Raw genomic sequence first — 24,741 nt, 5'->3', positions numbered from 1 at the left:
CGCGGCCGGGCCGCCCGACGACGAGTGAAGGAAGGGGCGGCACGAGCTCTGGGGCCGGTGCGCCGACAACACGTTGTCATCGATCCGTCGGGCGGACCTCCTGGATCGCGGAGGATGGCGGAAAAGTTACGGGTGTCCGGAATCTTTTTCCGCGGCGCTACGATCGATCCATGCCTGCCACCCCGGAATCCCATAAAAAGCCCAACACCTGGCAATCGATGGTGGACAACAATAAAGCCCTCCTTCTTAGGAAGACCGGCGAAGACACTGTGCTCTGGGTTGAGAAGGCACGCGCCGCCGGCATCCGGGACGACAGCGAGCTCCGCACCTGGATGCGCGACGGCTTCGGGGTGACGGGGTACGCGCAGTACGCGGTGTCCTGGGAGATGTTCGGCTACCCGGAATTTATGCTGCGGGACGCCGATGAGCTGATCGACGGGCAGTACGCCAACCACCCGCATCTGCGGCCCGTCGCGGATGCCATCCTGGCGTGGGCGTCCGCGACTGAGGGCGTGGAGATCCAGATGCGGAAAGGCTACGTGTCCCTCCACAGCCCGCGGCGGAAGTTCGCCCAGGTCACCCGCACAACCAACACCGCGGTGGACGTAACCCTGCGGCTCGATGCCGCTGCCGAAGGACGGATCGAAACCGTGAGGACACGGGCGGATGACCCTTTCACCCGCCGCGTACGCCTCACCTCAGCCGAGCAGGTGGACGACGAACTGCTGGAAATTCTCACGCTGGCTTTGGAGCAGAACGGCTGACCCGGGAGCGTTGTCACACCCGCCAGTCAGATAGCTCCTAGGCGTCGGCCTGTGCCTGGCGCCCGCTCGAAGCCGGAATCCGGGCAGCGAGCTGCTCGATGTACGCGCCGACTTCCTCGTCGTCCAGCACCAGGAGTTCGGGCTGGCCGTGCAGCCAGGCGGCGTTCAGTGCGGTGATGTTTTCCCTCTCCAGCAGCTCCTCAAACTCACCGTCGAGTTCCTCCATCCGGAGGACGCCGTCGGGCGTTTCCCGCGAGTCCTCCTGGCCGCCGTCGAGGTAGCACTCTTCGTCTTCTTCGGACAGTCCGTCGAAGGCCTCAATGAACCGGTTGAAAAGGTCCAGGTGCGCGGTCGCTCCCATTCCCGCCATGCCTTCGCGGATCAGCTTGTCTGCCTCAGCCCTGTCGTCGGCGTTGGACACGTACTGCGCGAAGCCACCCTCCAGTACCTCGGTGAGATAAAAGTCCACGTAGTAGCTGCGGACGGCGACGCGACTCATCTCGTCAGCGGGGAGCAGGGCAGAGTGCATGGCATCCACAACACTGACATTGGCCTCCACGACGTCCTCATCGCTGGATCCAATGCTGCTGCTGGTCAAAACGACAGGCTGCTGGCTGGTAATCATGGCAATCCTCACTGCTGTACGCGGATGGTGCTCAAACGCTTTCCACGCTATGTGCGGCACGCACCAGCGGCGTTGAGGGCGAAGTGAACGTCCGGCGAAGTTTGCGGGCCCCCCCTTCCCCAGCCTTCAAAAGGCGCGGCACGCCCTCCCCCGCGGGCGAACTAAGATGGATCAGATAACCAACCACCGGCCCCGGCCCCGCCGTGGCCTGTTGAAAGTAGCGCGCACCATGCCATCCCAACCGGACGAGAGTGCGGCACTGGCAATACAGACCCCTGCCATCAACGACCGCTCCCTGGCGGCCGGGCTGGCCTATGCCATGGGAAGCCGCGTCTCCGGCATTTCGTTCGACGCTGCCACCGGGCTCATGCTGGGCAAGGTCCGCGGCGGTGCGGACCTGCCGTATTCAACCACCGCCAAGCTGGTCCGCAAGGGTGGCGGCTGGAGCTGCACCGTGGGTGTGTGCAGCTGCCCGGTCCGGAAGGACTGCAAGCACGTGGCCGCGCTGCTCTTCGCGGCGGAGGACAACCCTGCCACCCGCCTGCAGCTGCTTTCGCCGGCCACCGCCACGCAGGTTTCGCGCGAACCGTCCAGTGCCGTTTCTGACTGGGAACAGGCCCTCAGCCCACTGATCTCCCGGCCCGGCGCCGGGCCCTCAAGCAACGGCGTTCCCCTGGCGCTGCAGTTCGAGATCGAAGAGCCCGCACCGCACTTTTCCTACACCGGCCGCCGGGATCCCCTGCGCAGCGTCCGCCAGCTCAAAGCCCGCCCGGTGATCATGGGTGCCAAGGGAAAGTGGATCCGCGGCGACGTCTCATGGAACACCCTGAGCTACCTGAACTTCCGCCGCGAATGCAACGAATCGCACGTGGAATGGATGCAGGAGTTCCTGGCCGCGCACTCCGCCTCCGCCGGCCGCATGCAGAACTCATCAGGCCTGTGGCTGGGCCTGAACACCTACTCCGGGAAAAACCTCTGGAGCCTGCTGGCCGACGCCAGGAAGATTGGCCTGGCGCTGGTCCACTCCCGCGGCACCGAACCGGTGCGGCTCGCGGAGTCCCCCGCCGCCGTCGGCCTGAACCTCAGCCGCTACGGGTCCCCCGCCGCTGAACCTTCAGCTGCCGGCGGGGGCACAGCCGGCTCCGCTGCCGCTCAGGCGTCCGACGGCGGCCTGGAGCTCGCGCCCACCGTCACCGTTGAGGGGGTCGAGGTCGATCCGGCGTCAATAGGCACCATCGGTCGCCCCGCGCACGGAATTTTTGTCACGTCCGGAGAGGCAGCCTTGCCTGGAGTTCCGGACCCGGACGGTGTCATCACCCTGGCGCCGCTGGAAAGCGGGTTGAGCGAGGAGCTGCTGGCGTTCGTCACTGCCGGCAGCACGCTCCACATTCCCGCCAAAGACGAGTCGCGCTTCCTCACCGGTTTCTACCCGAAACTGAAGCAAACGGCCCGTGTCACTGCGCGGGACGAGTCCGTTGAGCTCCCCACCCTTGCCGTCCCCACGCTCTCCCTGCTGGCAAACTACGGCGCCGACCACAAAGTGCGGCTGCACTGGGAATGGCACTACAAGACGGGAAACCTGGTCACGGCCCAACCGCTGTGGCGACACCCCGGCGACCACGGCTACCGCGACGACACCGCCGAAGCCCGGATCCTCGAAGGAATCGGCCAGCCCTGGGACGTGGTCCCGGCGCTCGGAGAATCGGCTACCGGCGGCTGGGGCACCCCCCGGCTCGCGGCGTCCGTGGAGCTGAAGGGCCTGGACACGCTGGCATTCACCGAGGAGGTACTGCCCCGGCTGCGCCAGGCTCCCGATGTGGACGTTGACACGGTGGGCGACATCGCGGACTACCGCGAGGCCGAGGAAGCGCCGGTGGTTTCCATTTCCACCAAAGCGACAGAGCAGCGCGACTGGTTCGACCTCGGCATCCAGATCTCCCTCGAGGGCCAGCCGGTTTCCTTCGCCGCGGTGTTCTCCGCGCTCGCCGCGGGGCAGACCAAGATGCTGCTGCCCAGTGGCGCTTACTTCTCGCTGGATCTGCCCGAACTGCATCAGTTGCGGGCACTGATCGAGGAGGCCCGCTCCCTGCAGGACAACAAGGACGCACCGCTGCAGATCAGCCGCTTCCAGGCCGGCCTGTGGGACGAGCTGGCCCAGCTGGGGATCGTGGACGAGCAGGCAGCGGCCTGGCGGTCAGCGGTTGGCGGTCTGCTCGAGGGCGGCGTGGACGGCCTGCCGCTCCCCGCCACCTTGAACGCAGAACTGCGTCCGTACCAGCTGGAGGGCTTCAACTGGCTCACCTTCCTCTACCGGCACAGCCTGGGCGGCATACTCGCCGACGACATGGGCCTGGGCAAGACCGTACAGGCCCTCGCCCTGATGTGCGCGGCCAAGGAACTGGCTGCCGCGGCCGCAAAGGAACCTGCACCCGATGCTGCAGCCTCCGGCGCTTCAGGTCCCCCGTCCGTCGCCGGGGCTCCCTTTTTGGTGGTGGCCCCCACCAGCGTCGTGGGCAACTGGGCCCTGGAGGCGGCGCGCTTTGCTCCTGGCCTGAAGGTTCAGGCCGTCAGTGAGACCTTCGCCAAGAGCAGCCAGCTGCCGGCGGACTCGCTTGCCGGAGTGGACATCGTCATCACGTCGTACGCCTTGTTCCGGATCGATTACGAGGCCTACGCTTCCCGTGAGTGGGCCGGCCTGGTCCTGGACGAGGCCCAGTTTGTGAAGAACCACCAGTCCAAGGCGTACCAGTGCGCCCGCAAGCTGCCGGCGGCTTTCAAGCTCGCCATCACGGGCACGCCGCTGGAGAACAACCTCATGGAATTCTGGGCGCTCACCTCCATCGTCGCGCCGGGACTGTTTTCAAGTCCCAAACGCTTCGCGGAGTACTACCAGAAGCCTGTGGAGAAGAACGGTGACAAGGGGCAGCTGGACAAGCTCCGCCGTCGGGTCCGTCCGCTGATGATGCGCCGCACCAAGGACCAGGTCATCAAGGACCTGCCGCCGAAGCAGGAGCAGATCCTGGAAGTGGTGCTGAACCCCCGCCACCAAAAGGTATACCAGACGCACCTGCAGCGGGAACGGCAAAAGATTTTGGGGCTGATCGAGGACGTCAACAAGAACCGCTTCACCATCTTCCAGTCGCTCACCCTGCTGCGGCAGCTCAGCCTGGATGCCTCTCTCGTGGACCCGGCGATGGCGTCGGTCCGGTCCAGCAAGCTCGATGTGCTGTTCGAGCAGCTTGATGACCTGGTGGCGGAGGGCCACCGTGCCTTGATCTTCAGCCAGTTCACGGGGTTTCTTGGAAAGGTCCGGGAACGGCTTGACGAGGAAAAGATCGAGTACTGCTACCTCGACGGCGGTACCCGCAACCGCGCCGACGTGGTCAGTGAATTCAAAAACGGCGCTGCCCCCGTGTTCCTGATCTCGCTGAAAGCCGGCGGGTTCGGGCTGAACCTCACCGAGGCCGATTACGTGTTCCTGCTCGATCCCTGGTGGAACCCCGCGTCCGAGGCGCAGGCGGTGGACCGCACCCACCGCATTGGCCAGGAGCGGAATGTGATGGTCTACCGGCTTGTAGCCAAGGACACCATCGAAGAAAAGGTCATGGCGCTGAAGGCGCGGAAGTCACAGCTGTTCGCCGACGTGATGGAAGGCGACGCCCTGGCCGGCGGCGCCATCACAGCGGAGGACCTGGCGGGGCTGTTCCAGGAATAAGATTCCATATCCTGCAGGTGGAGCTGTCGCCAAACTGTAGGCACAGGATATACAACGTTGGAGAAGACGTGCAACAGCAGCAGGCCGGAACCGGGATGCTTCCATCTTCGAACCTGCTGCCGCTCCGCCCGGACGCCTTCCGGGCTCCCTACCGGGATCCTGTATGGGACGGGCCCACCGATCCCGTCCTGGTTCCGGACCACCTCACCGGCGAGTGGGTGCTCTTCTATACCCAGCGCCGTGCCACGGCACCGGGCCTGTCGGGGGTGGAATGGGTACACGGCACAGCTATCGGCGTTGCACGGTCCTCCGACGGCGGACGGAACTGGAGCTACCAAGGCACCGTGGACGGACTGGTGCCCCCTCAAACGGAACTGCCGGCAACCCTGTGGGCGCCCGACGTCGTACATGTCGGCGACGAGTGGGTCATGTATCTGACGGTGTTGGGCGGAGTCCGGACGGACTGGACCGGCAACGCGTCGATTGTCCAGTTCAGCAGCCGGGACCTTGTCGCATGGGAGTACCTCGGCGCCATCGGCCTGGAATCGCCGAGGGTTATCGACGCCGCCGTCGCACTGTGCGGGGACGGCCGCTACCGCCTCTGGTACAAGGATGAGGCCCGCGGCTCCAACACGTACAGCGCCGTGAGCGACAACCCCCGGGACCCCTCGTCCTGGGTTCCCGAAGGACTCACCATCCCCGGCCGTCCCCACGAAGGACCCAAGGTCTTCCGCCTTGAGGGAACCTACTGGATGATCGTGGACGAATGGCGGGGCCAGGCCATCTACCGCTCGGCCGATGCCGCAGGAAACTGGGCCCGGCAGGAGTACCTGGACGGGCTTATCCTGACGCGGCCCGAGCACGTGGACGGAAGGCCCGTCGTCGGACGCCACGCGGATGTGGTTCCCCTGGCAGTTGGTGAAGACGGGAAGGAACGCGCATTGGTGGCCTACTTCACGCACCCGCACTGGGGCGGCGAGGACATTGGCACGATGGCATCTGATTCCAGGACCCGCCTCAGCCACGTCAGGGCGGCGGTATTGGAAGTCCGCGGCGGCATCCTTATCTGCACCGAACACTGAACCGGCATGACAAGGGGCCAAACCCTGGAACTATAAGCCAGCTGCTGCCGGCACCGGTCCAGGGCCTGGCCCTCCGCCTGATCCGTGTGCCGGGCGCCTCCACCCGGACTTCTCAGCAGCTCCTAGGTCCGCTGCGGCGAACCAAGCTCCACCGGATCCTCATCGGTGAGGTATGCCAGCTCCGAGTGCGCGGCGAGGTCGATGCCCCGCATCTCGTCCTCCGGCTTGATCCGCAGGCCAACGATGCGGTCCAGGATCTTCGCCAGGATCCACGTGATGCCGAAGGAGTAGGCGAGCACCGTCACAGTCGCCAGCGACTGGACACCGAGGAGTTCGACGCCGCCGCCATAGAAGAGTCCGTTCACTCCGTTGGGTGCTGCGTCAGTAGCAAACAAGCCAATCAGCAGGGTGCCGAGTATTCCGCCCACCAGGTGCACGCCGACGACGTCGAGCGAATCGTCATAGCCCAGGCGGAACTTCAGTTCGATCGCAAGGGAGCAGACGGCCCCGGCAATGGCGCCGATGGCCACCGCCCCAAGAGGGCTGACGGCGCCGCAGGCAGGCGTAATGGCCACCAGGGCGGAGATCAGGCCGGACGCCGCGCCCATGCTGGTAGCTGCGCCGCGGCGCAGGCGTTCAACTAGGGCCCAGGCAAGGAGGCCGGCAGAAGCCGCGACGGCGGTGTTCAGGAAAACCACGGACGCGGACTGGCCTGCAGAAAGCGCGGAACCGGCGTTGAAGCCGAACCAGCCCACCCACAGCAGCCCGGCTCCGATGAGCACCAGAGGTCGGCTGTGCGGCTTGGCGTGCTCTACCTTCGGCCACCCTGAACTCTTGCCCAGGACCAAGGCCAAGGCAAGGGCGGCGGCGCCGGCGTTCATGTGGACTGCGGTACCGCCGGCGAAGTCGATGGCCTTGATGCCGTTCGCGATCCAGCCGCCGGTCACACTGCCGTCGGCCGAGGAGAAGGCGAACACCCAGTGCGCGATGGGGAAGTAGACGATGGTGGCCCAGATGCCGGCGAACAGCATCCAGGCGCCGAACTTCATGCGGCCGGCGGCTGCCCCTGCCACCAGAGCGGTGGTGACGCACGCGAAGAAAAGCTGGAACGCGGCAAAGAGGACCACCGGGATGGAAGCGCCCTCATCCGCCGGGAGCAGTTGCGCCATGCCGGGGAACTCGGTGACGTCACCAATCAGTCCCAGGCCACCTACCGAGTTTCCGAAAGCCATCGAATAACCGAAAAGCGCCCAGAGGACAGCCACCAGGCTGGCGCCGCCGAAGCACATCATCATCATGTTGAGAATGCGGCGCGACCCCACCATGCCCCCGTAGAACAGGGCCAGGGCGGGGATCATCATGCAGACCAGCGCCGAGCTGGCCAGAATCCAAGCGACATTTCCCGAATCCATGGGAACCCCTTTCGTGATGCGAAGAGAGAACGGAAGTTGCCGTCAGAGCCGCTCCGGAGGAGGGACGCGGGTCCGGTACCACGTGTAGCGGAGGGGCGGCTATTGCCGTCGTGCTCCAACTGTATGGCGGCCATTTTTGGGCAGGTTTCCTGCGCGTTAAATGGTCGTTTCAGTCATTCATCTGCGAGTTTCAGGAGTCACGGTGCTTGCAGGTGCTGCGCCGGCCGTTTCCGAGATGGCCCGGACTATGCTGGGGAAAACCCAGACAGTCCCGCCGCGCCGAAAGCTCCCGCCACCAAGGAAAAGGAAGTATCCGTGAAAAACGAGCAGCCACCCGGACAGCCAATCCCAGCCACTGAGACAGCGGAGGCAGAAAAGGGGACTGAAGGCGCCCAGGAACTGCGGGTCGGGGTGGTGGGCATCGGCTGGGCGGGCCAGCAGCACCTTAAGGCCTACGCTTCGCTGCCGGGCGTGAGGATCGTGTCGCTGGCAGGGATGGAGCAGGAACTCCGCGGTTCGCTGCAGGCCGAGTACTCCATTCCGAACGCCTTTGCGGAATGGGAGGAGATGCTGGAGCACGGCGGCCTGGACGCGATCAGCGTGGCAGTGCCTACCTTCCTGCACGCACCTATCACCGTCGCCGCACTGGAACGCGGACTCCACGTGCTCAGCGAGAAACCCATCGCACGCAACGCGGTTGAGGGCCGGGCAATGGTTGACGCGGCGCGGAAGGCGGGGCGCGTCCTGGACGTCGCCTTCAACCACCGCCGCCGCGGTGACATCCAGGCACTCAAGGGCGTGATTGACGACGGCGGCCTGGGGCGGCCATATTATGCCAAGGCATCCTGGCTGCGCCGTTCGGGCATCCCGACGCTGGGCAGCTGGTTCACCAACCCGGAGCTCGCCGGCGGCGGACCGCTGGCGGACATCGGCGTGCACGCGCTCGATTACGCCCTGCACCTTCTCGGCGAACCCAAAGTAGTGGCCGTGTCCGCCGCGACCCACTCAGAACTGGGCCCGCAGGGGCGGGGCGGCGGAAGCGAGTACTCCGCGTTGGCTTCCAGCCACGCTTTCGAGGTGGAAGACTTCGCGTCCGCTTTCCTCCGCCTTGAGGGCGGCGGGACACTGCTGATTGAGGCGAGCTGGGCCACCTATCGCGAAACCGACGACCTGTTGGACTTCACGGTGTACGGGACCGACGGCGGGGCCGAGCTCAAAGTGCAGGGGGCACCTTTCCCGCCCGTCGGCCAGCTGCGGGTGTTCACGGAAAAGGACGGTGAAAGCGCCGATTACGTGCCGCCGGTGCTGCCCGGCCGCGCCCATGACGGAGTGGTGGAGGATTTTGTGGCAGCCGTGCGCGGCGGGCAAGCAGTCTGGGAGGAGCATGACGGCTCCCTGGCGCTCTACCGGGCACAGATCATCGACGCGTGCTACCAGTCCGCGCTGGAGCAGAGGGAGGTTCGTCTCTAATGAACGGCAAACTGAAAATCCGGGTGTGGAACGAGGGCGTCCACGAGGCCAACAACGAGCCGTCCCACATCGGCGAGATCTACCCTGACGGCATCCACGGCGCCATCGCCGCCGGTCTCCGCTCCTACTACCCGGAAGCAGATATTACGACGGCGGTCCTCGCCACCGACGATGAGCACGGCCTCGACGAGGAGGTGCTTGCGGAAACGGACGTCCTGCTCTGGTGGGGGCATATCGCCCATCACGAGGTGAGCGACGCCGTCGTCGAACGCGTCCACCGGCACGTGCTCGGCGGGATGGGGCTGATCGTGCTCCACTCGGGTCACTTTGCGAAGGTGTTCACCAGGCTGCTGGGCACCAGCTGCTCACTGGCCTGGCGCAACGACGGCGAGCGGGAGCTCGTGTGGACGGTAAAGCCGTCGCACCCCATTGCGGAGGGGGTGGACAGCCCCATTGTCATCCCGGAGCAGGAGATGTACGGCGAGTTGTTCGACATTCCGGACCCGGACGACCTGATCTTCATCAGCTCCTTCGCCGGCGGTGAAGTGTTCCGGTCCGGCGTCACCTTCACCCGCGGTAAGGGCCGCATCTTTTACTTCAGTCCCGGCGACCAGGAATACCCGGTGTATCACCACCCGCAGATCCAGCGGGTCCTGGCGAACGGCGTGCAGTGGGCGGCCCAGCCCGGCCGGCACCGTTCGGGTCCGGAGGTGACCAACCCCGCACGGGACTGGTTCGAGGAGGAATGAGGTTCCACACCGTGCTGCCCGGCAGCTCCTAAGATGGCGAAGCATGACTATTCCCCCGGAAGTTGATACCCCGGAAATCCTGGTGGACGTGGAGGTCCTGGACCGGAACATTGAACAGATGGCCCAGGCAGTCCGGGCCAAGGGCCTTGCCTTGCGGCCGCATGCCAAGACCCACAAAATCCCGGAGATAGCGGCGCGCCAACTCGCTGCCGGTGCAGTGGGGCTGACAGTGGCAACCATCGGCGAAGCGGAAGTTTTCGCATCGGCCGGGGTGCAGGACATCTTCATCGCCTACCCCTTGTGGCTGTCGCAGGTAAAGGCCGCCCGGCTGGCGCGCCTGGCGGAAAAGGTTACGGTCGCCGTCGGCGTGGACTCCCCGGCTGGCGCCGCCGCGCTGGGAGCCGCCCTGGGACACGTCGCGGAGAACGTCAGCGTGCTGGCGGAGATCGACAGCGGCCACCACCGCAGCGGGGTGGTGCCGGAAGCCGCGGCTGCGGTGGCGCGGGCAGCCTCCGACGCCGGCCTGCGGGTAGCAGGTGTGTTCACCTTCCCGGGCCACAGCTACGCCCCAGGAATGCCGGCCGAGGCTGCGGCGCAGGAGCAGGCAGCCCTGAGGCGGGCGGCAGAGGCACTTGCCGAAGCCGGGTTCGAGGCGCAGGTCCGCAGCGGTGGATCCACCCCCACGGCGCTGCTCACGGAAGAATCCGCTGCCACCGAGGTGCGTCCCGGCGTCTATGTTTTTGGTGACGCCCAGCAATTAGAGCTTGGCCGGTGCGCCCTGGAAGACATCGCCCTTACCGTCGCCGCCACCGTGGTCAGCCACCATGACACTCCGGCGGGAGCCCCTGCGCGCTTCATTATTGACGCCGGCAGCAAGATCCTGGGCAGTGACCGCCCATCCTGGGCAACTGGATTTGGCCGGCTGATCGATCACCCCGATGCCCGCATCATAGCCCTCTCGGAGCACCACGCCACCGTGGAATGGTACGGCCGCTGGGCACCACCGCCCATCGGCACCCGGCTGAGGGCCATCCCCAACCATGTGTGCCTGGCGATCAACCTCGTGGATGAGGTCGCCGTCGTAAAGCAAGGACAACTCGTAGGCCGGTGGAGTGTGGCTGCCAGGGGCAGGAACCGATGAGGGGTTCCCGCTAGATCAGCCCCTGGGCCAGCATCGCGTCGGCCACTTTGACGAACCCGCCGATGTTGGCGCCGAGCACGTAGTTGCCCGGGTCACCGTACTCGTCCGCAGTGGACGCGCAGCGGTGGTGGATGCCCACCATGATTTCGGTAAGCCGCTCCTCCGTATGCTCAAAGGACCAGGAGTCACGGCTGGCGTTCTGCTGCATCTCCAGGGCCGATGTCGCCACGCCGCCCGCGTTGGCCGCCTTGCCCGGACCGAACAGCACACCGGATTCCTGGAACACTGCCACGGCGTCCCGGGTGGACGGCATGTTCGCACCCTCGCCGAGGGCGAGGAGCCCGTTGCGGACCAGCCGGGCGGCAGCATCGCCGTCGAGCTCGTTCTGGGTGGCACAGGGCAACGCCACGGTGGCGTTTACGTCCCAGACTGTGCCGCCTTCGACGTAGGAGGTGCCGCCGCGGCGTTCGGCGTAGTCCTTCAGGCGGCCTCGTTCCACCTCCTTCACCTCGCGGAGCAGGGCCACGTCAATGCCGGCCTCATCCACCACATAACCGGACGAGTCCGAGCAGGCCACCACTGTGGCACCCAGCGCCTGAGCCTTGGCAATCGCGTTGATGGCCACGTTGCCGGAGCCGGAGACCACAACTCGCTGGCCATCAAAGGACGTGCCCCGCGTCTTCAGCATCTCCTGGGTGAAGATCACGGTGCCAAAACCCGTGGCTTCGGGCCTGACCAGCGAGCCGCCCCAGGAGATGCCCTTGCCCGTGAGCACACCGGACTCGTAGCGGTTGGTGATGCGCTTGTACTGGCCGAAAAGGTAGCCGATTTCGCGTCCGCCCACCCCGATGTCGCCGGCAGGAACGTCTGTGTATTCGCCGATATGGCGGTAAAGCTCGGTCATGAAGGATTGGCAGAACCGCATGACTTCACCGTCGCTGCGGCCGCGGGGGTCAAAGTCGGAACCGCCCTTGCCGCCGCCGATTGGCATGCCGGTGAGCGCGTTCTTGAAGATCTGCTCAAAGCCAAGGAATTTAACAATGCCCAGGTAGACGGAGCGGTGGAACCGCAGGCCGCCTTTGTACGGTCCCAGGGCGGAACTGAACTCCACCCGGAAGCCGCGGTTGATCTGCACGCGTCCCGCATCGTCAGTCCATGGGACGCGGAAGATGATCTGCCGTTCCGGTTCGCAGAGCCGCTCCAGGATGGCCGCTTCGAGAAATTCGGGGTGTCTGTCGTGGACCGGCCCCAGGCTTTCGAAGACCTCTGTAATGGCTTGGTGGAATTCCGCCTCGCCGGGGTTACGGGCCAGGACCGTGTCCCTGATGGCCTCCAACCGTGCGTCCATGAACTATTCCTTACTGGGCCTGGCACGGGACGGCGAAGCGAGGCAGCGCTGTCCCGGTCTGGGTTTCGACTTATCCGATTACGACTTGAGCTCGTTAGGAGAGCACCCGAGCCCACAGCTAATATCCATAATGTGATCACAAAATTCCGCTTTATGAAACCCGCAGCAGCTGGGCCGGAAGGCGAGGGCGGGTTCTGATGCCGCACATATGCCTCCTCCTCTCCGGCGCCGCACTGCTGGTTAATGGCCTCGCCCTGCTGGGGCACCTGCCGCGCCGCGACGCGGCCGTGCTGAGCCTGGTGGTGGGCTCAATCCAACTGGTGCTGGCCGTCGTTTTCCTGGCTGAAGGCGGCCCTGCCGCCACTTTGCCCACCGCAGCGGGCATGTTCCTGTTCGGCCTGACGTACGTCTACGTGGGTTTGGACGTCCTGCTGAACCTGGGCTCGAAGGGATTGGGGTGGTTCTGCGGCATGGTTGCGTTTGTCGGGCTGCTGCTGGCCGTTTCCTGGCGTGGGGCTGATCCCTTGCTGGCCGTATTGTGGCTGGCGTGGGCAGTTCTCTGGGCCTTGATGTTCGGATCAATGGCTTTGGAGCTGGGACGCCTGGAGCCGCTCATCGGGTGGGCCTTGGTCCTGGCCAGCCCGGCGACTGCCACGGTCCCCGCTTTCCTTGGCCTGGCGGGGATCTGGCCCCAAACCGTTGAGGCGGCCTGGCTGGCAGCGGTTGTCCTGGTAGCGCTCTTTGCATCCGCATTGGTTCTGGCGCGTCGTGGAGCCGCTGCCCCGCTCGCGCACAGTGCCGCCCGCCGTGGCATACTGCCGTAACCAGTGCCTGCCGGATCAGCCGGCCGGATTGCGGAAGGGGTTAAGCAATGCAGGAATCCGTCGGCGTGGACGAAACGGCGCGGCAGCACGTCGTCCGCGCACTTGCAGGAGCGCCCCTCACCGCAGGAGCTGACTTCGAGCAGCGGTTCCACCGGCACTTTCCTGACCTCTGCCGCCTTTTCCACTCGCTGTACGGCTCCCGCGCCGACTGGCTGGACCAGCTAACGGCGCTGGTCCTGCAAAGCGCCCGCTCCTGGCAGGAACGTCCGGAGGAGCTGAAGGTCCTCGACGCCGAACGGGAGGCCAAAAGCGGCTGGTTCCTGTCCAACGACATGCTGGGCGGGGTCTGCTACGTGGACCGGTATGCGGAAAGCCTGGAAGGAGTCCGCGCCCGCATCCCGTACTTCAAGGAACTCGGGCTCACTTACCTGCACCTCATGCCGCTGTTCCTGGCCCCCGAGCCGCACTCGGACGGCGGCTACGCGGTCTCCAGCTACCGCGACGTGAACCCGAAGCTGGGAACGATGGAACAGCTGCGGTCACTGGCCGCCGAGCTGAGGGCGAACGGCATCAGCCTGGTAGTGGACTTCATCTTCAACCACACCTCCGACGAACACGAGTGGGCCAGGCGCGCCGCAGCCGGCGATCCGGAATACAGCGGCTACTACTGGATCTTCCCGGACCGGACGATGCCGGACGCCTACGAGCAGAACGTGCGTGAAATTTTTCCTGAGAACCACCCGGGATCCTTCATTCAGATGGAGGACGGGCGCTGGGTCTGGGCCACCTTCCACACCTACCAGTGGGACCTGAACTACGCCAACCCCGCGGTCTTCCGCGCCATGGCCGGCGAGATGCTGTTCCTGGCCAACCAGGGCGTGGACATCCTGCGCATGGATGCCGTGGCCTTCATCTGGAAGAAGCTCGGCACGCCGTGCGAAAACCTCCCGGAAGCCCACACCTTGCTCCAGGCCTTCAACGCGGTGTGCAGGCTGGCTGCCCCGTCGCTGCTGTTCAAGTCCGAGGCGATCGTCCATCCGGATGAGGTGGCGCTCTACATCGACCCCGCTGAGTGCCAGATTTCCTACAACCCGCTGCAGATGGCCCTGATCTGGGAATCCCTGGCCACCCGCGACGTCTCACTGCTGGCACAGGCACTGGAGCGCCGCCACAACATTCCCGAGGGCACGTCCTGGGTGAACTACGTCCGCAGCCACGATGACATCGGCTGGACGTTCGCCGACGAGGACGCCGCAGAACTGGGCATCAACGGCTACGACCACCGCCGCTTCCTGAATTCCTTCTACGTCAACCGCTTCCCCGGCAGCTTCGCCCGCGGGGTTCCTTTCCAGGACAACCCCAAAACCGGTGACTGCAGGATTTCGGGTACGACGGCGTCGCTGTGCGGCATGGAGGTCAGCCCGGCTGAGGCTGTGGAGCGGATCCTCCTGGCCCACTCGATTGCCTTCAGCACCGGCGGGATCCCCCTGCTGTACCTGGGCGACGAGGTGGGCCAGGTCAACGACTACGGATATGACCGGGAGGAAGGCCACGAAGCTGACAGCCGTTGGGTCCACAGGCCCCGCTTCCCCGAAGAGCAATACGAGCACCGGTTGGACCCGTCCGCTCCGGAAGGTGCCATCTACGCCGGCATGAAACGCATGATCGAGGTCCGGGCAGCCACTCCTGAGCTGGCCGGCACCCGGCTGATCGACTTCGCCACCAACAACCGCGCCGTCCTGGCCTACCAGCGGCCCGGCGGGCCTACCCTGATTCTGGCACTTGCCAACTTCAGCGATGTGCCGCAGACCCTGCCGCCAGAAACCTTCGCACGTTACTCAGCTGCCGCCGTCGACCTTCTCTCCGAGGCTGTGCTGCAGCTGGACGAAGGCGTCACGCTCCTGCCACGGCAATACGTCTGGCTGCGCGTCACCCCCATCTGAGCGCCTCTCCCCAACACGCCATGGAGTTTTGACGCTCAAAAACGACACTTAGCGCTGCCAGTTGGGTCTGCAGCTGCGCGCCGTGAAACCATACGGATCATGCCTCAGAAGATTGCGTACCAGGGTGAGCCCGGCGCCAACTCCAATATCGCCTGCCAGCAGATGTTCCCCGGACTGGAAAGCGTGCCGTGCGCGAGCTTTGAGGACGCCTTCGAACTGGTGTCCGGCGGCGAGGCGGACTTGGCCATGATCCCCATTGAGAATTCGATCGCCGGCAGGGTAGCGGACATCCACGTCCTGCTGCCCCAGTCCAACCTGCAGATTGTGGGCGAATTCTTCCTGCCCATCCACTTCGACCTGCTGGGCATCCCGGGCAGCACCATCGGAGACGCCACCGAAGTCCACAGCCATATCCATGCCCTTGGCCAGTGCCGCCGCCTCATCCGGAAGCACGGGCTCAAGCCCGTCATCGCCGGTGACACCGCCGGTTCCGCGCGCGAAGTCAGCGAGTGGAACGATCCCCGCAAGCTGTCCCTCGCTCCCCCGCTGGCCGCCCAGATCTACGGCCTGGAAGTGCTGGCCTCACGGGTGGAGGACGATCCCTCCAACACCACCCGGTTTGTGGTCCTTGCCCGGGAAACGGAACTGCCGGGACGGAACGAACTGCCCGGGCCGGCAGTCACCAGCTTTGTGTTCCGTGTCCGGAATGTCCCGTCTGCCCTGTACAAAGCGCTGGGCGGGTTCGCCACGAACGGCGTGAACATGACCCGGCTCGAAAGCTACATGGTGGGCAACGAGTTCGCGGCCACTATGTTTATGGCCGACGTCGAAGGACACCCCGAGGACCTGCCCCTGAAGCTGGCCCTCGAGGAACTGGACTTTTTCACCACCGAGGTGCGCGTCCTCGGCGTGTATGCGGCCGCCGAGTACAGGACACGTCAGACCGTCAGCGGCTGACCTGTTGTGTGGCGCGGCTTCAGCAGGGGCGCGAAAAATTCGCCCAGCTCAACCGATGCCGACAGCGGCAACACGTTCGCCACGTACTGGTCCGGCCGCACCACTACCACCACGCCGCCGCGGTCCAGGCCGCGCAGTTCAAAAATGTCGGCGGTCGGATCCGTGGCGTACACCTTCTCGTAGTCGGTCAGCTTGAACGGGCCCACCTGCGGTTTGAACACCGCGGGAACTGCGCCAATGTCCACGGCGGTGTGCGGCTGCTGGTAGATCACCTTCACGTCGAACCAGGCGTCAGGATCAGCGTCAGACGGCGTTGCGGCCAGCGGCGATTCCGGCGAGTTCGCGAGCCACCCGGCAAAGTCAGCCACACCTGTTGGCTCCCCGGCCGGCGCGGCGTCGGCGAAAACATAGATCCGCCACCTGCCGTCCGCCGTGGCGTGGTGGCCCAGGTGGATCGGGTTGGTGTCACCCACCCGTACGACGGGAGCTGACTTGAAGCGCTTGCCTACTGGAAAGCCGGTGGCCAGGTCCTGGTGGTGTGCGGTGCCCACCAGCATGGACGGCGCGTATTGGGTCATGAATCCGGCAGGGAATTCGGCGGTGCGGACGTAGAAGTCCTCCAGGTCCGAGGGGTTTTCGAACTCTTCGGGCTTCTTGGCCATCATGGCGGACCACTCTTTGTCGAAGTCGATGAGGTTCCTGGCCACCACCTGCCTCTCCCGGGAGTAGGTGGCCAACAGGCTTTCGGGGCTGCGGCCTTCAAGGACGTGACCCAGCTTCCAGGCAATGTTGAAACCGTCCTGCATGGAGACGTTCATGCCCTGGCCGGCCTTGGCACTGTGGGTGTGGCAGGCATCCCCGGTGATGAACACCCGCGGGGTGCGGGTGCCGCGGTCCTCCGGCAGGACATCGTCGAACCTGTCGGTAAGGCGGTGGCCAACCTCGTACACGCTGTGCCAGGCGACGTTGCGGACATCCAGGGTGTAGGGGTGCAAAATGGCGTTGGCCTTGGCGATGATCTCCTCATTGGTGGTGTTGCGCACCGCGTGGTGAGTGGCGGGGTCTACCTGTCCCAGGTCCACGTACATGCGGAACAGGTGCCCGCCTTCCCGGGGGATCAGCAGGATGCTGCCCTCGGCGCCCTGGATGGCGCACTTGGTGCGGATGTCCGGGAAATCGGTGACGGCGAGGGCGTCCATGACGCCCCAGGCGTGGTTGGCGGCGTCACCGGCGAGCGTACAGCCGATGGCCTGGCGCACCTTGCTGCGCGCGCCGTCGGCTCCCACCACGTATTTGGCCCGCACGATCCGCTCCTGCCCCTCGTTGGGACCGGCTGTCTGGAGGAGGGTCACGGCGACCGGGTAGTCGCCGCCGTCGGTGACCTCCAAACCTTGGAATTCGTAGCCGTAGTCGGGTTTCATCCGCGTAGGTGAATTGGCCATGACCTCGGCGAAGTAGTCCAGCACACGGGCCTGGTTGACGATGAGGTGCGGGAACTCGCTGATGCCCATCTCGTCGTCAATGGTGCGGGCGGTCCGGATGATGTTGGAGTGGTGGGCCGGGTCCGGCTTCCAGAAGGCCATCTCGGTGATCCGGTAGGCCTCGGCGATAATACGCTCGGCGAAACCGAAGGCCTGGAATGTTTCCACACTGCGGGCCTGGATGCCATCGGCCTGGCCGATTGCGAGCCGGCCGGGACGGCGCTCGATGATACGAGTGGTGATGTTCGGAAACTGGGAGAGCTGTGCGGCGGCGAGCATTCCTGCCGGGCCGGTCCCGACGATCAGCACGTCCACTTCGTCCGGAAGCCCGGCGGGGCGGTCGATGCCGACGCCGGCGGCGGGCTTTATCCGCGGGTCTCCGGATACATAACCGTGGTGGTGAAACTGCACGAAATTCCTCACTTCATTGTGCGGCTGTTCGGCCGGAAGGTTGTTCGATAATGGAATTTGTATTTCCATATGAGAAAAGCTGCTGCCGACCAACACTGTACGCCACGTGTGATGTGGACGACAAGGAAGCTAAAACGAGGCAGGGCGAAGGGGGTTGACGGGCCGCTCTTGGGAAGCGATAGTGATCGTATACGATTTCGTACTGATCAAGGAGACGTTTTGAAGCAGGTCCATGGGGACACCTTGGCAGCAGCACGGAAAGTGATCGCCGTCCATATCAACTACCCCAGCCGCGCCGCCCAGCGGGGGCGGACTCCGGCCCAGCCGTCCTACTTCCTCAAGCCCCCAAGTTCTTTGGCCGTGACCGGCAGCACAGTAGAACGTCCTGCCGGCTGCGAGCTCCTTGGCTACGAGGGTGAGATTGCCCTGATCATCGGCAAGGCTGCGCGCAGGGTAGGAATCGAGGACGCCTGGAGCCACGTCGGGGCCGTTACCGCCTCCAATGACCTCGGTGTCTATGACCTGCGCTGGGCGGACAAGGGCTCGAACCTCCGTTCCAAGGGCGGCGACGGCTTCACCCCGGTGGGCCCGGCACTGATCCCGGCAGACGCCGTCGACCCCGCCCAACTGCGCATCCGCACCTGGCACAACGGCGAGCTGGTTCAAGACGACTCCACCGAGGACCTACTCTTCCCGTTCGCCCGCCTGGTGGCGGACCTGTCCCAGCTGCTCACCCTCGAAGAGGGCGACATCATACTCACCGGCACCCCCGCCGGCGCTTCCGTGGCCAAACCGGGAGACGTCCTGGAGGTGGAGGTCTCCGCAGGGGACCTCACCACAGGCCGCCTGGTCACCCGGGTGGAGGAAGGCACGACGCCGTTCGCGGACTTTGGTGCCGGCCCCAAGATTGATGACGTGCAGCGGGAAGAGGCGTACGGTTCCCGCGAAGCTGCAGGACTTCCTGCACCCGCCAGTGTTCTGACTCCGGAACTGAAGGCCAAGCTCGAGAGCGTCGCCACCGCCACCCTGTCTTCCCAGCTGCGCAAGCGCGGACTGAACAACGTGAGCATCGACGGCCTGCAGGCCACCCGGCCGGACCGGCGCGTGGTGGGCCTGGCCCGGACCCTGCGTTACGTGCCCAACCGCGAGGACCTCTTCAAGACCTACGGCGGCGGGTTCAACGCCCAAAAGAAGGCCATCGACTCCGTCAAAGAAGGCGAAATCCTGGTCATGGAAGCCCGCGGCGAAAAAGGCACCGGAACCGTGGGCGACATCCTCGCCCTCCGAGCTCAGGTCCGTGGCGCCGCGGCCATCATCACCGACGGCGGCGTCCGGGACTACACCGCCGTCGCCGGGCTGGACATGCCCACGTACTTCGCCAACCCGCACCCCGCGGTGCTGGGCCGCCGCCACATCCCCTGGGATACGGACATCACCATCGCCTGCGGCGGCGCAACGGTTCAGCCCGGTGACATCATCGTGGCTGACTCGGACGGCATCCTGGTGATCCCACCGGCGATGGCGGAGGAACTGGTGGATGACTGCATCCAGCAGGAAAAGGAAGAAACCTTCATCTTCGAGATGGTCCGGCAGGGCCACAGCGTGGACGGCCTGTACCCGATGAACGCGGACTGGCAGGCCAGATATAAGGAATGGGAAGCACTCAACCTTCCAGCGGAACAGGCATCTGATGACTGAAGCAGCGCTGACCCGCCTTCCGGTGGCCGCCGTCGGCAGCAAATCCCAACAGGCCTACGAAGCAGTGAAGGCCCGCATCGTGGAAGGAACGTACACCCCTGGGTACCGCCTGGTCCTGGGCAGCATCGCCAAGGACCTCGGCTTCAGTGTGGTTCCGGTCCGAGAGGCCATCCGCCGCTTAGAGGCCGAAGGGCTGGTGACGTTCGAACGGAACGTCGGTGCAACCGTAGCCGGCATCGACCCCACGGAGTACCTCTACACGATGCAGACCCTGAGCATCGTGGAAGGGGCCGCCACTGCGCTGTCCGCCCCGTTGATCGATGCAGAGGCCATCGCCCGTGCCCGTGCGGTGAACGAGGAGATGCGGGAGTGCCTGGACCACTTCGACCCTGTCCGGTTCACCCAGCTGAACCGGGACTTCCACAGCGTCCTGTTCGAGCAATGCCCCAACCCGCACATCCTGGACCTGGTGCACCGCGGCTGGAACCGGCTGGCAGCAATACGGTCCTCCACCTTCCGCTTCGTTCCCGGCCGTGCGCATGACTCGGTGGACGAGCACGAGGCCCTGCTGAAGCTCATCGAAACCGGCGCCGACGCCGACACCATCGAAAAGGCGGCGAGGCTCCACCGCTCCGCCACCCTGGACGCCTACCTTGCCCAAACCAAACACATTTAGGACTTCAATGATGACGACCTCAACAGAGACCTCCAAGCACTACGTTCCTGAAGACCTTCCCACCCATATCCAGCACTACATCAACGGCCAGTTCGTTGACTCCGTGGGCGGTAAGACCTTCGACGTCCTGGGCCCTGTCTCCAACCGGAACTACGCCACTGCCGCGGCCGGCCAAAAAGAGGACATCGACCTCGCCGTCGCCGCCGCCCGCGAAGCCTTCGTCAACGGCCCATGGCCGAAGATGAAGCCCCGCGAACGGGCCCGCGTCCTGAACCGGATCGCTGACGCCGTCGAAGCGCAGGAAGCACGTCTGGCTGAACTGGAAACTTTCGATACCGGCCTGCCGATCACCCAGGCCAAGGGCCAAGCCCTGCGCGCGGCCGAGAACTTCCGCTTCTTCGCGGACCTGATCGTGGCCCAGTTCGACGACGCCATGAAGGTCCCCGGCTCGCAGATCAACTACGTCAACCGCAAGCCGATCGGCGTGGCCGGCCTGATCACGCCGTGGAACACCCCGTTCATGCTGGAGTCCTGGAAGCTCGCCCCGGCGCTGGCCACCGGCAACACCGTGGTCCTCAAGCCCGCCGAGTTCACCCCGCTGTCCGCCTCGCTGTGGGCCACGATCTTCAAGGACGCGGGACTGCCCGACGGCGTCTTCAACCTGGTCAACGGTCTCGGCGAGGAAGCAGGCGACGCGCTGGTCAAGCACCCGGACGTGCCGCTGATCTCCTTCACCGGCGAGACCACCACCGGCCAGACGATCTTCCGGAACGCGGCTGAGAACCTCAAGGGCCTGTCAATGGAGCTCGGCGGGAAGTCCCCTTGCGTGGTGTTCGCTGACGCAGACCTGGACGCCGCGATCGATTCGGCCCTGTTCGGGGTCTTTTCACTCAACGGCGAACGCTGCACCGCCGGTTCCCGCATCCTGGTCGAACGCGCCATTTACGACGAGTTCTGCGAGAAGTATGCCGCCCGCGCCAAGAACATCGTGGTGGGTGATCCGCACGACCCCAAGACCCAGGTGGGCGCCCTGGTCCACCCGGAGCACTACGAAAAGGTGGCCTCCTACGTGGAAATTGGCAAGTCCGAAGGCCGGCTCCTGGCCGGCGGCGGCCGCCCCGAGCACCTGCCCGAAGGCAACTACATCGCACCCACCGTGTTCGCCGACGTCTCCCCCGAGGCCCGGATCTTCCAGGAGGAAATCTTCGGACCGGTCGTCGCCATCACCTCGTTCGAAACCGACGACGAGGCCCTGGCTCTCGCGAACAACACCAAGTACGGCCTGGCCGCCTACATCTGGACCCAGAACCTGACCCGGGCGCACAACTTCTCGCAGAACGTCGAAGCAGGCATGGTGTGGCTGAACAGCCACAACGTCCGCGACCTTCGCACCCCGTTTGGCGGCGTCAAAGCCTCAGGCCTGGGCCACGAGGGCGGCTACCGCTCCATCGACTTCTACACCGACCAGCAGGCCGTCCACATCACCCTCGGCACCGTCCACACCCCAAAGTTCGGCAGCATCGAAGCCTCCGCCGCCAACGAAGGCTAACCACCCAACCAGGCCCTGGCAGCCCAAGTAGCTCACATTTGTTGTCGTTTTGAGGCTCCAAAACGACACCTACTGCGAGTCAGTTGGGTCCCCACAAACCTACTTTCGAAGAAGAGAGACCATCATGACCAGCTTTGTTCCCACCCCTTCTGTTACGGCCCCGGATATCGTCCGTTGTGCCTATATGGAGATCGTGGTCACGGACCTCGCCAAGTCCCGCGAGTTCTACGTGGACGTCCTGGGCCTCCACGTCACCGAAGAAGACGAGAACAACATCTACCTGCGTTCCCTGGAGGAGTTCATCCACCACAACCTGGTGCTGCGCAAAGGACCCGTCGCCGCCGTCGCAGCCTTCGCCTACCGGGTGAAGTCCCCCGCCGAGGTGGACGCCGCCGAGGCCTACTACAAGGAGCTCGGCTGCCGGACCAAACGCCGCAAGGACGGGTTCACCAAGGGCATCGGTGACTCCGTCCGGGTCGAGGACCCGCTGGGCTTCCCGTACGAGTTTTTCTACCACGTGCAGCACGTGGAACGCCTCACCCAGCGCTACGACCTCTACTCGGCCGGCGAATTGGTCCGCCTGGACCACTTCAACCAGGTCACCCCCGACGTCCCCCGGGGCCGGGCGTACCTGGAGGACCTCGGCTTCCGGGTCTCGGAGGACATCAAGGATTCCGACGGCGTCACCTACGCCGCGTGGATGCACCGCAAGCAGACGGTCCACGACACCGCCCTGACCGGCGGCAACGGCCCGCGGATGCACCACGTCGCGTTCGCCACGCACGAGAAGCACAACATCATCCAGATCTGCGACAAGATGGGCGCACTGCGCATCAGCGACCGGATCGAGCGTGGCCCGGGTCGGCACGGGGTGTCCAACGCGTTCTACCTCTACATCCTGGACCCGGACGGGCACCGCATTGAGATCTACACCCAGGACTACTACACCGGCGACCCCGACAACCCCACCATCACCTGGGACGTCCACGACAACCAGCGCCGCGACTGGTGGGGCAACCCCGTCGTCCCGTCCTGGTACACCGAAGCCTCCCTCGTCCTGGACTTGGACGGCAACCCCCAACCGGTCATTGAACGCGAGGAAAAGTCCGAAATGGCCGTGACCGTGGGTGCCGACGGCTTCTCCTACACCCGCAAGGACGCTTCGCCGGACGGGGACCGGACCGGTTTCAAGCTGGGGGCGCAGCTGTAGCCATGCTCGATGCCCAGACGATTGAGGCCATCGCGGACGAACTGCTGGAAGCCGGCCGCACCCGCACCCCCGTCCCCCGTTTGACAGCCCGGTACCCGGAGATGACCGTGGAGGACTCCTACGCCGTCCAGCAGTTGTGGCGCCGCCGCAACGAAGAGGCTGGCCGGGTCCTGGTGGGCCGCAAGATCGGCCTCACGTCCAAGGCCATGCAGGACGCCACCGGCATCACCGAACCGGACTACGGGGCTATCTTCGATGACATGGTGCTGGAATCCGGCTGCTCCGTGGAGTGGGACAAGTACACCCATCCGCGGGTGGAGGTTGAGCTCGCCTTTGTCCTCAAGGACGGGCTCAAGGGGCCCGGCGTCACCATTTTCGATGTCCTGAAAGCCACCGACTATGTGGTCCCGGCCCTCGAGATCCTCGATTCGCGGATCGAGATGGAGGGCCGGACCATCGTGGACACCATCTCCGACAACGCCGCGATGGGCGCCATGGTGATCGGCGGGAACCCGGTGAAGCCGGACGCCGTGGACCTCCGCTGGGTCTCGGCCATCCTCTACAAGAACCAGACCGTGGAGGAAACCGGCGTCGCAGCGGGGGTCCTGGACCACCCGGCCAACGGCGTCCACTGGCTGGCGAACAAAATTGCCGCGCACGGGGACTCGCTCAAAGCCGGGGACATCATCCTCGCCGGATCCTTCACCCGCCCGCTCTGGGTCTACAAGGGTGACACCGTCCACGCCGACTACGGACCCCTCGGGAGTGTCACATGCCGCTTCGAATAGAACCCACCTTCCGCGACGCCCTCGCTGAGCAAAAGCAAAAGGGTCAGGCAGGCCGTCCGCTGGCCGGGATGTGGGTCTGCTCCGGCAGCCCACTCATTGCAGAACTGTGCGCCGGATCCGGGCTGGACTGGCTGCTGGTGGACGCGGAGCACTCCCCTAATGGGCTGGAATCCATCCTCGCCCAGCTCCAGGCCACCCATGGTTACCCGGTCCACACCCTCGTGCGGCCGCCGGTCAACGACACCGTGATCATCAAGCAATACCTGGACCTCGGCGTGCAGAACCTGCTCATCCCCATGATCAACTCGGTGGCCGAGGCAGAAGCCGCTGTCGCGGCCACCCGCTACCCGCCCGAAGGCATCCGCGGCGTTGGTTCCGCCCTTGCCCGGGCCGCCCGCTGGAACCGGGTCCCTGGCTACCTCGCCCGAGCGAATGAGACCATCAGCGTCACGGTCCAGATTGAGTCGACGACGGCGGTGGACGCGGTCGAGGACATCCTGAAGGTCGACGGCGTGGACGCCATCTTCGTTGGCCCGTCGGACCTTGCCGCATCCATGGGCCTGCTGGGACAGCAGGAACACCCCGAGGTGCGTGCCGCCGTCGAACACTGCCTATCTGCTGCCAAAGCCGCGGGCAAACCTGCCGGCGTCAACGCCTTCAACCCCGACACCGCCCGCCACTACCTTGCCAACGGCGCCAGGTTCATCCTGGTGGGCGCCGACGTCGCGCTCCTCGCCCGAGGCTCCGAGGCCCTCGCCGCCCAATACATCCAGCAAGCCGACGGCGGCACCCCCGCCAGCTACTGAGCGACCGCCTTTGGCAAAGAAGCAACCCGCATTCATGGACAGTAATGCCCCCACCATCGGGGGTGGGGGCATTACTTGTGTGGTTGTGCCGC

19 protein-coding genes are annotated in these 24,741 nt (G+C 65.2%); 15 read left to right on the top strand and 4 right to left on the bottom strand.

All coding sequences use genetic code 11. The features are described from left to right. Window positions 1–170: 170 nt before the first annotated feature. A complete protein-coding gene (locus tag AC5RT4_RS04825; RefSeq protein ID WP_494105016.1) occupies window positions 171–764 on the top strand; it encodes a DUF5655 domain-containing protein in 594 nt (197 codons plus the stop codon). A gap of 37 nt (window positions 765–801) precedes the next feature. On the opposite strand, the gene AC5RT4_RS04820 is transcribed toward AC5RT4_RS04825, so the two are convergent. Beyond that, window positions 802–1,389, bottom strand: coding sequence for a DMP19 family protein (locus tag AC5RT4_RS04820; protein WP_494105015.1), 588 nt, complete (start codon window positions 1,387–1,389; stop codon window positions 802–804). 229 nt (window positions 1,390–1,618) lie between these two features. Between AC5RT4_RS04820 and AC5RT4_RS04815 the strand changes: the two genes are divergently transcribed. After that, window positions 1,619–5,104, top strand: coding sequence for a DEAD/DEAH box helicase (locus tag AC5RT4_RS04815; protein ID WP_494105014.1), 3,486 nt, complete (start codon window positions 1,619–1,621; stop codon window positions 5,102–5,104). Between the two features lie 68 nt (window positions 5,105–5,172). Next, window positions 5,173–6,186 (top strand): glycoside hydrolase family protein, encoded by a 1,014-nt coding sequence (locus AC5RT4_RS04810; RefSeq protein WP_494105013.1) that lies wholly within the window; start codon window positions 5,173–5,175, stop codon window positions 6,184–6,186. A gap of 122 nt (window positions 6,187–6,308) precedes the next feature. Here the strand turns inward: AC5RT4_RS04810 and AC5RT4_RS04805 are convergent, their stop codons facing one another. After that, window positions 6,309–7,598: an ammonium transporter gene (locus AC5RT4_RS04805; protein WP_494105012.1), complete on the bottom strand. Its 1,290-nt coding sequence runs from the start codon at window positions 7,596–7,598 to the stop codon at window positions 6,309–6,311. A 345-nt stretch (window positions 7,599–7,943) separates the two neighbouring features. Here AC5RT4_RS04805 and AC5RT4_RS04800 point away from each other — a divergent pair, with 345 nt between their 5' ends. Genes AC5RT4_RS04800 through AC5RT4_RS04790 form a run of 3 tightly spaced genes read left to right on the top strand, consistent with a single transcriptional unit; the run spans window position 7,944 to window position 10,958 of the window. Continuing rightward, on the top strand, window positions 7,944–9,068 hold the full coding sequence (locus AC5RT4_RS04800; RefSeq protein WP_494105146.1) for a Gfo/Idh/MocA family protein: 1,125 nt from the start codon (window positions 7,944–7,946) through the stop codon (window positions 9,066–9,068). Further along, window positions 9,068–9,817 carry a ThuA domain-containing protein gene (locus AC5RT4_RS04795; RefSeq protein ID WP_494105011.1) on the top strand — a complete coding sequence of 250 codons (750 nt, stop codon included), beginning with the start codon at window positions 9,068–9,070 and terminating at the stop codon, window positions 9,815–9,817. Before AC5RT4_RS04800 ends, AC5RT4_RS04795 begins: the two co-directional genes overlap by 1 nt. Before the next feature lie 43 nt (window positions 9,818–9,860). Then, window positions 9,861–10,958: an alanine racemase gene (locus tag AC5RT4_RS04790; RefSeq protein WP_494105010.1), complete on the top strand. Its 1,098-nt coding sequence runs from the start codon at window positions 9,861–9,863 to the stop codon at window positions 10,956–10,958. A 10-nt stretch (window positions 10,959–10,968) separates the two neighbouring features. Here the strand turns inward: AC5RT4_RS04790 and gdhA are convergent, their stop codons facing one another. Then, the gene (gene gdhA, locus AC5RT4_RS04785) at window positions 10,969–12,306 is read right to left on the bottom strand and encodes an NADP-specific glutamate dehydrogenase (RefSeq protein ID WP_494105009.1); all 1,338 of its coding nucleotides are present in this window, start codon (window positions 12,304–12,306) and stop codon (window positions 10,969–10,971) included. Between the two features lie 197 nt (window positions 12,307–12,503). On the opposite strand from gdhA, the gene AC5RT4_RS04780 reads away from it, so the two are divergent. The 3 genes from AC5RT4_RS04780 to AC5RT4_RS04770 all read left to right on the top strand — a co-directional run bounded on the left by AC5RT4_RS04780 (window position 12,504) and on the right by AC5RT4_RS04770 (window position 16,030). Beyond that, window positions 12,504–13,130, top strand: a complete 627-nt coding sequence (locus AC5RT4_RS04780; protein ID WP_494105008.1) for an AmiS/UreI family transporter — start codon at window positions 12,504–12,506, stop codon at window positions 13,128–13,130. Window positions 13,131–13,177: 47 nt separating this feature from the next. Beyond that, window positions 13,178–15,073, top strand: a complete 1,896-nt coding sequence (locus AC5RT4_RS04775; protein WP_494105007.1) for an amylosucrase — start codon at window positions 13,178–13,180, stop codon at window positions 15,071–15,073. 99 nt (window positions 15,074–15,172) lie between these two features. Beyond that, window positions 15,173–16,030 carry a prephenate dehydratase gene (locus tag AC5RT4_RS04770; protein ID WP_494105006.1) on the top strand — a complete coding sequence of 286 codons (858 nt, stop codon included), beginning with the start codon at window positions 15,173–15,175 and terminating at the stop codon, window positions 16,028–16,030. On the opposite strand, the gene AC5RT4_RS04765 is transcribed toward AC5RT4_RS04770, so the two are convergent. Further along, window positions 16,012–17,922, bottom strand: a complete 1,911-nt coding sequence (locus AC5RT4_RS04765) for an FAD-binding monooxygenase (RefSeq protein WP_494105005.1) — start codon at window positions 17,920–17,922, stop codon at window positions 16,012–16,014. The genes AC5RT4_RS04770 and AC5RT4_RS04765 overlap by 19 nt on opposite strands. Before the next feature lie 219 nt (window positions 17,923–18,141). Here AC5RT4_RS04765 and AC5RT4_RS04760 point away from each other — a divergent pair, with 219 nt between their 5' ends. The 6 genes from AC5RT4_RS04760 to AC5RT4_RS04735 all read left to right on the top strand — a co-directional run bounded on the left by AC5RT4_RS04760 (window position 18,142) and on the right by AC5RT4_RS04735 (window position 24,649). After that, window positions 18,142–19,620, top strand: a complete 1,479-nt coding sequence (locus tag AC5RT4_RS04760) for a fumarylacetoacetate hydrolase family protein (RefSeq protein ID WP_494042540.1) — start codon at window positions 18,142–18,144, stop codon at window positions 19,618–19,620. Further along, window positions 19,613–20,296, top strand: coding sequence for a GntR family transcriptional regulator (locus AC5RT4_RS04755; protein ID WP_494042539.1), 684 nt, complete (start codon window positions 19,613–19,615; stop codon window positions 20,294–20,296). Before AC5RT4_RS04760 ends, AC5RT4_RS04755 begins: the two co-directional genes overlap by 8 nt. A gap of 10 nt (window positions 20,297–20,306) precedes the next feature. Continuing rightward, the gene (gene hpaE, locus AC5RT4_RS04750) at window positions 20,307–21,845 is read left to right on the top strand and encodes a 5-carboxymethyl-2-hydroxymuconate semialdehyde dehydrogenase (RefSeq protein WP_494042538.1); all 1,539 of its coding nucleotides are present in this window, start codon (window positions 20,307–20,309) and stop codon (window positions 21,843–21,845) included. Between the two features lie 124 nt (window positions 21,846–21,969). Continuing rightward, entirely contained in the window at window positions 21,970–23,055 is a 1,086-nt protein-coding gene (gene hpaD, locus AC5RT4_RS04745; RefSeq protein ID WP_494042537.1) for a 3,4-dihydroxyphenylacetate 2,3-dioxygenase, read from the top strand. A 2-nt stretch (window positions 23,056–23,057) separates the two neighbouring features. Beyond that, window positions 23,058–23,843 carry a 2-oxo-hept-4-ene-1,7-dioate hydratase gene (gene hpaH / locus AC5RT4_RS04740; protein WP_494042536.1) on the top strand — a complete coding sequence of 262 codons (786 nt, stop codon included), beginning with the start codon at window positions 23,058–23,060 and terminating at the stop codon, window positions 23,841–23,843. After that, a complete protein-coding gene (locus AC5RT4_RS04735) occupies window positions 23,828–24,649 on the top strand; it encodes an HpcH/HpaI aldolase family protein (protein WP_494042535.1) in 822 nt (273 codons plus the stop codon). Before hpaH ends, AC5RT4_RS04735 begins: the two co-directional genes overlap by 16 nt. Window positions 24,650–24,741 lie beyond the last annotated feature (92 nt).

This window comes from Arthrobacter sp. sptzw42 (assembly GCF_059089685.1).
The sequence above is the reverse complement of the archived record's forward strand: the minus strand, read 5'-3'. Positions and strand labels throughout refer to the sequence as shown.

What these genes read in the sequence shown, in the direction of transcription:
- gdhA (WP_494105009.1), bottom strand. Translation starts at nt 12,306, where the DNA reads ATGGACGCACGGTTGGAGGCCATCAGGGACACGGTCCTGGCCCGTAAC.
- AC5RT4_RS04805 (WP_494105012.1), bottom strand. Translation starts at nt 7,598, where the DNA reads ATGGATTCGGGAAATGTCGCTTGGATTCTGGCCAGCTCGGCGCTGGTC.
- hpaD (WP_494042537.1), top strand. Translation starts at nt 21,970, where the DNA reads ATGACCAGCTTTGTTCCCACCCCTTCTGTTACGGCCCCGGATATCGTC.
- AC5RT4_RS04770 (WP_494105006.1), top strand. Translation starts at nt 15,173, where the DNA reads ATGCCTCAGAAGATTGCGTACCAGGGTGAGCCCGGCGCCAACTCCAAT.
- AC5RT4_RS04815 (WP_494105014.1), top strand. Translation starts at nt 1,619, where the DNA reads ATGCCATCCCAACCGGACGAGAGTGCGGCACTGGCAATACAGACCCCT.
- AC5RT4_RS04820 (WP_494105015.1), bottom strand. Translation starts at nt 1,389, where the DNA reads ATGATTACCAGCCAGCAGCCTGTCGTTTTGACCAGCAGCAGCATTGGA.
- hpaE (WP_494042538.1), top strand. Translation starts at nt 20,307, where the DNA reads ATGACGACCTCAACAGAGACCTCCAAGCACTACGTTCCTGAAGACCTT.
- AC5RT4_RS04775 (WP_494105007.1), top strand. Translation starts at nt 13,178, where the DNA reads ATGCAGGAATCCGTCGGCGTGGACGAAACGGCGCGGCAGCACGTCGTC.
- AC5RT4_RS04790 (WP_494105010.1), top strand. Translation starts at nt 9,861, where the DNA reads ATGACTATTCCCCCGGAAGTTGATACCCCGGAAATCCTGGTGGACGTG.
- hpaH (WP_494042536.1), top strand. Translation starts at nt 23,058, where the DNA reads ATGCTCGATGCCCAGACGATTGAGGCCATCGCGGACGAACTGCTGGAA.
- AC5RT4_RS04825 (WP_494105016.1), top strand. Translation starts at nt 171, where the DNA reads ATGCCTGCCACCCCGGAATCCCATAAAAAGCCCAACACCTGGCAATCG.
- AC5RT4_RS04795 (WP_494105011.1), top strand. Translation starts at nt 9,068, where the DNA reads ATGAACGGCAAACTGAAAATCCGGGTGTGGAACGAGGGCGTCCACGAG.
- AC5RT4_RS04735 (WP_494042535.1), top strand. Translation starts at nt 23,828, where the DNA reads ATGCCGCTTCGAATAGAACCCACCTTCCGCGACGCCCTCGCTGAGCAA.
- AC5RT4_RS04780 (WP_494105008.1), top strand. Translation starts at nt 12,504, where the DNA reads ATGCCGCACATATGCCTCCTCCTCTCCGGCGCCGCACTGCTGGTTAAT.
- AC5RT4_RS04755 (WP_494042539.1), top strand. Translation starts at nt 19,613, where the DNA reads ATGACTGAAGCAGCGCTGACCCGCCTTCCGGTGGCCGCCGTCGGCAGC.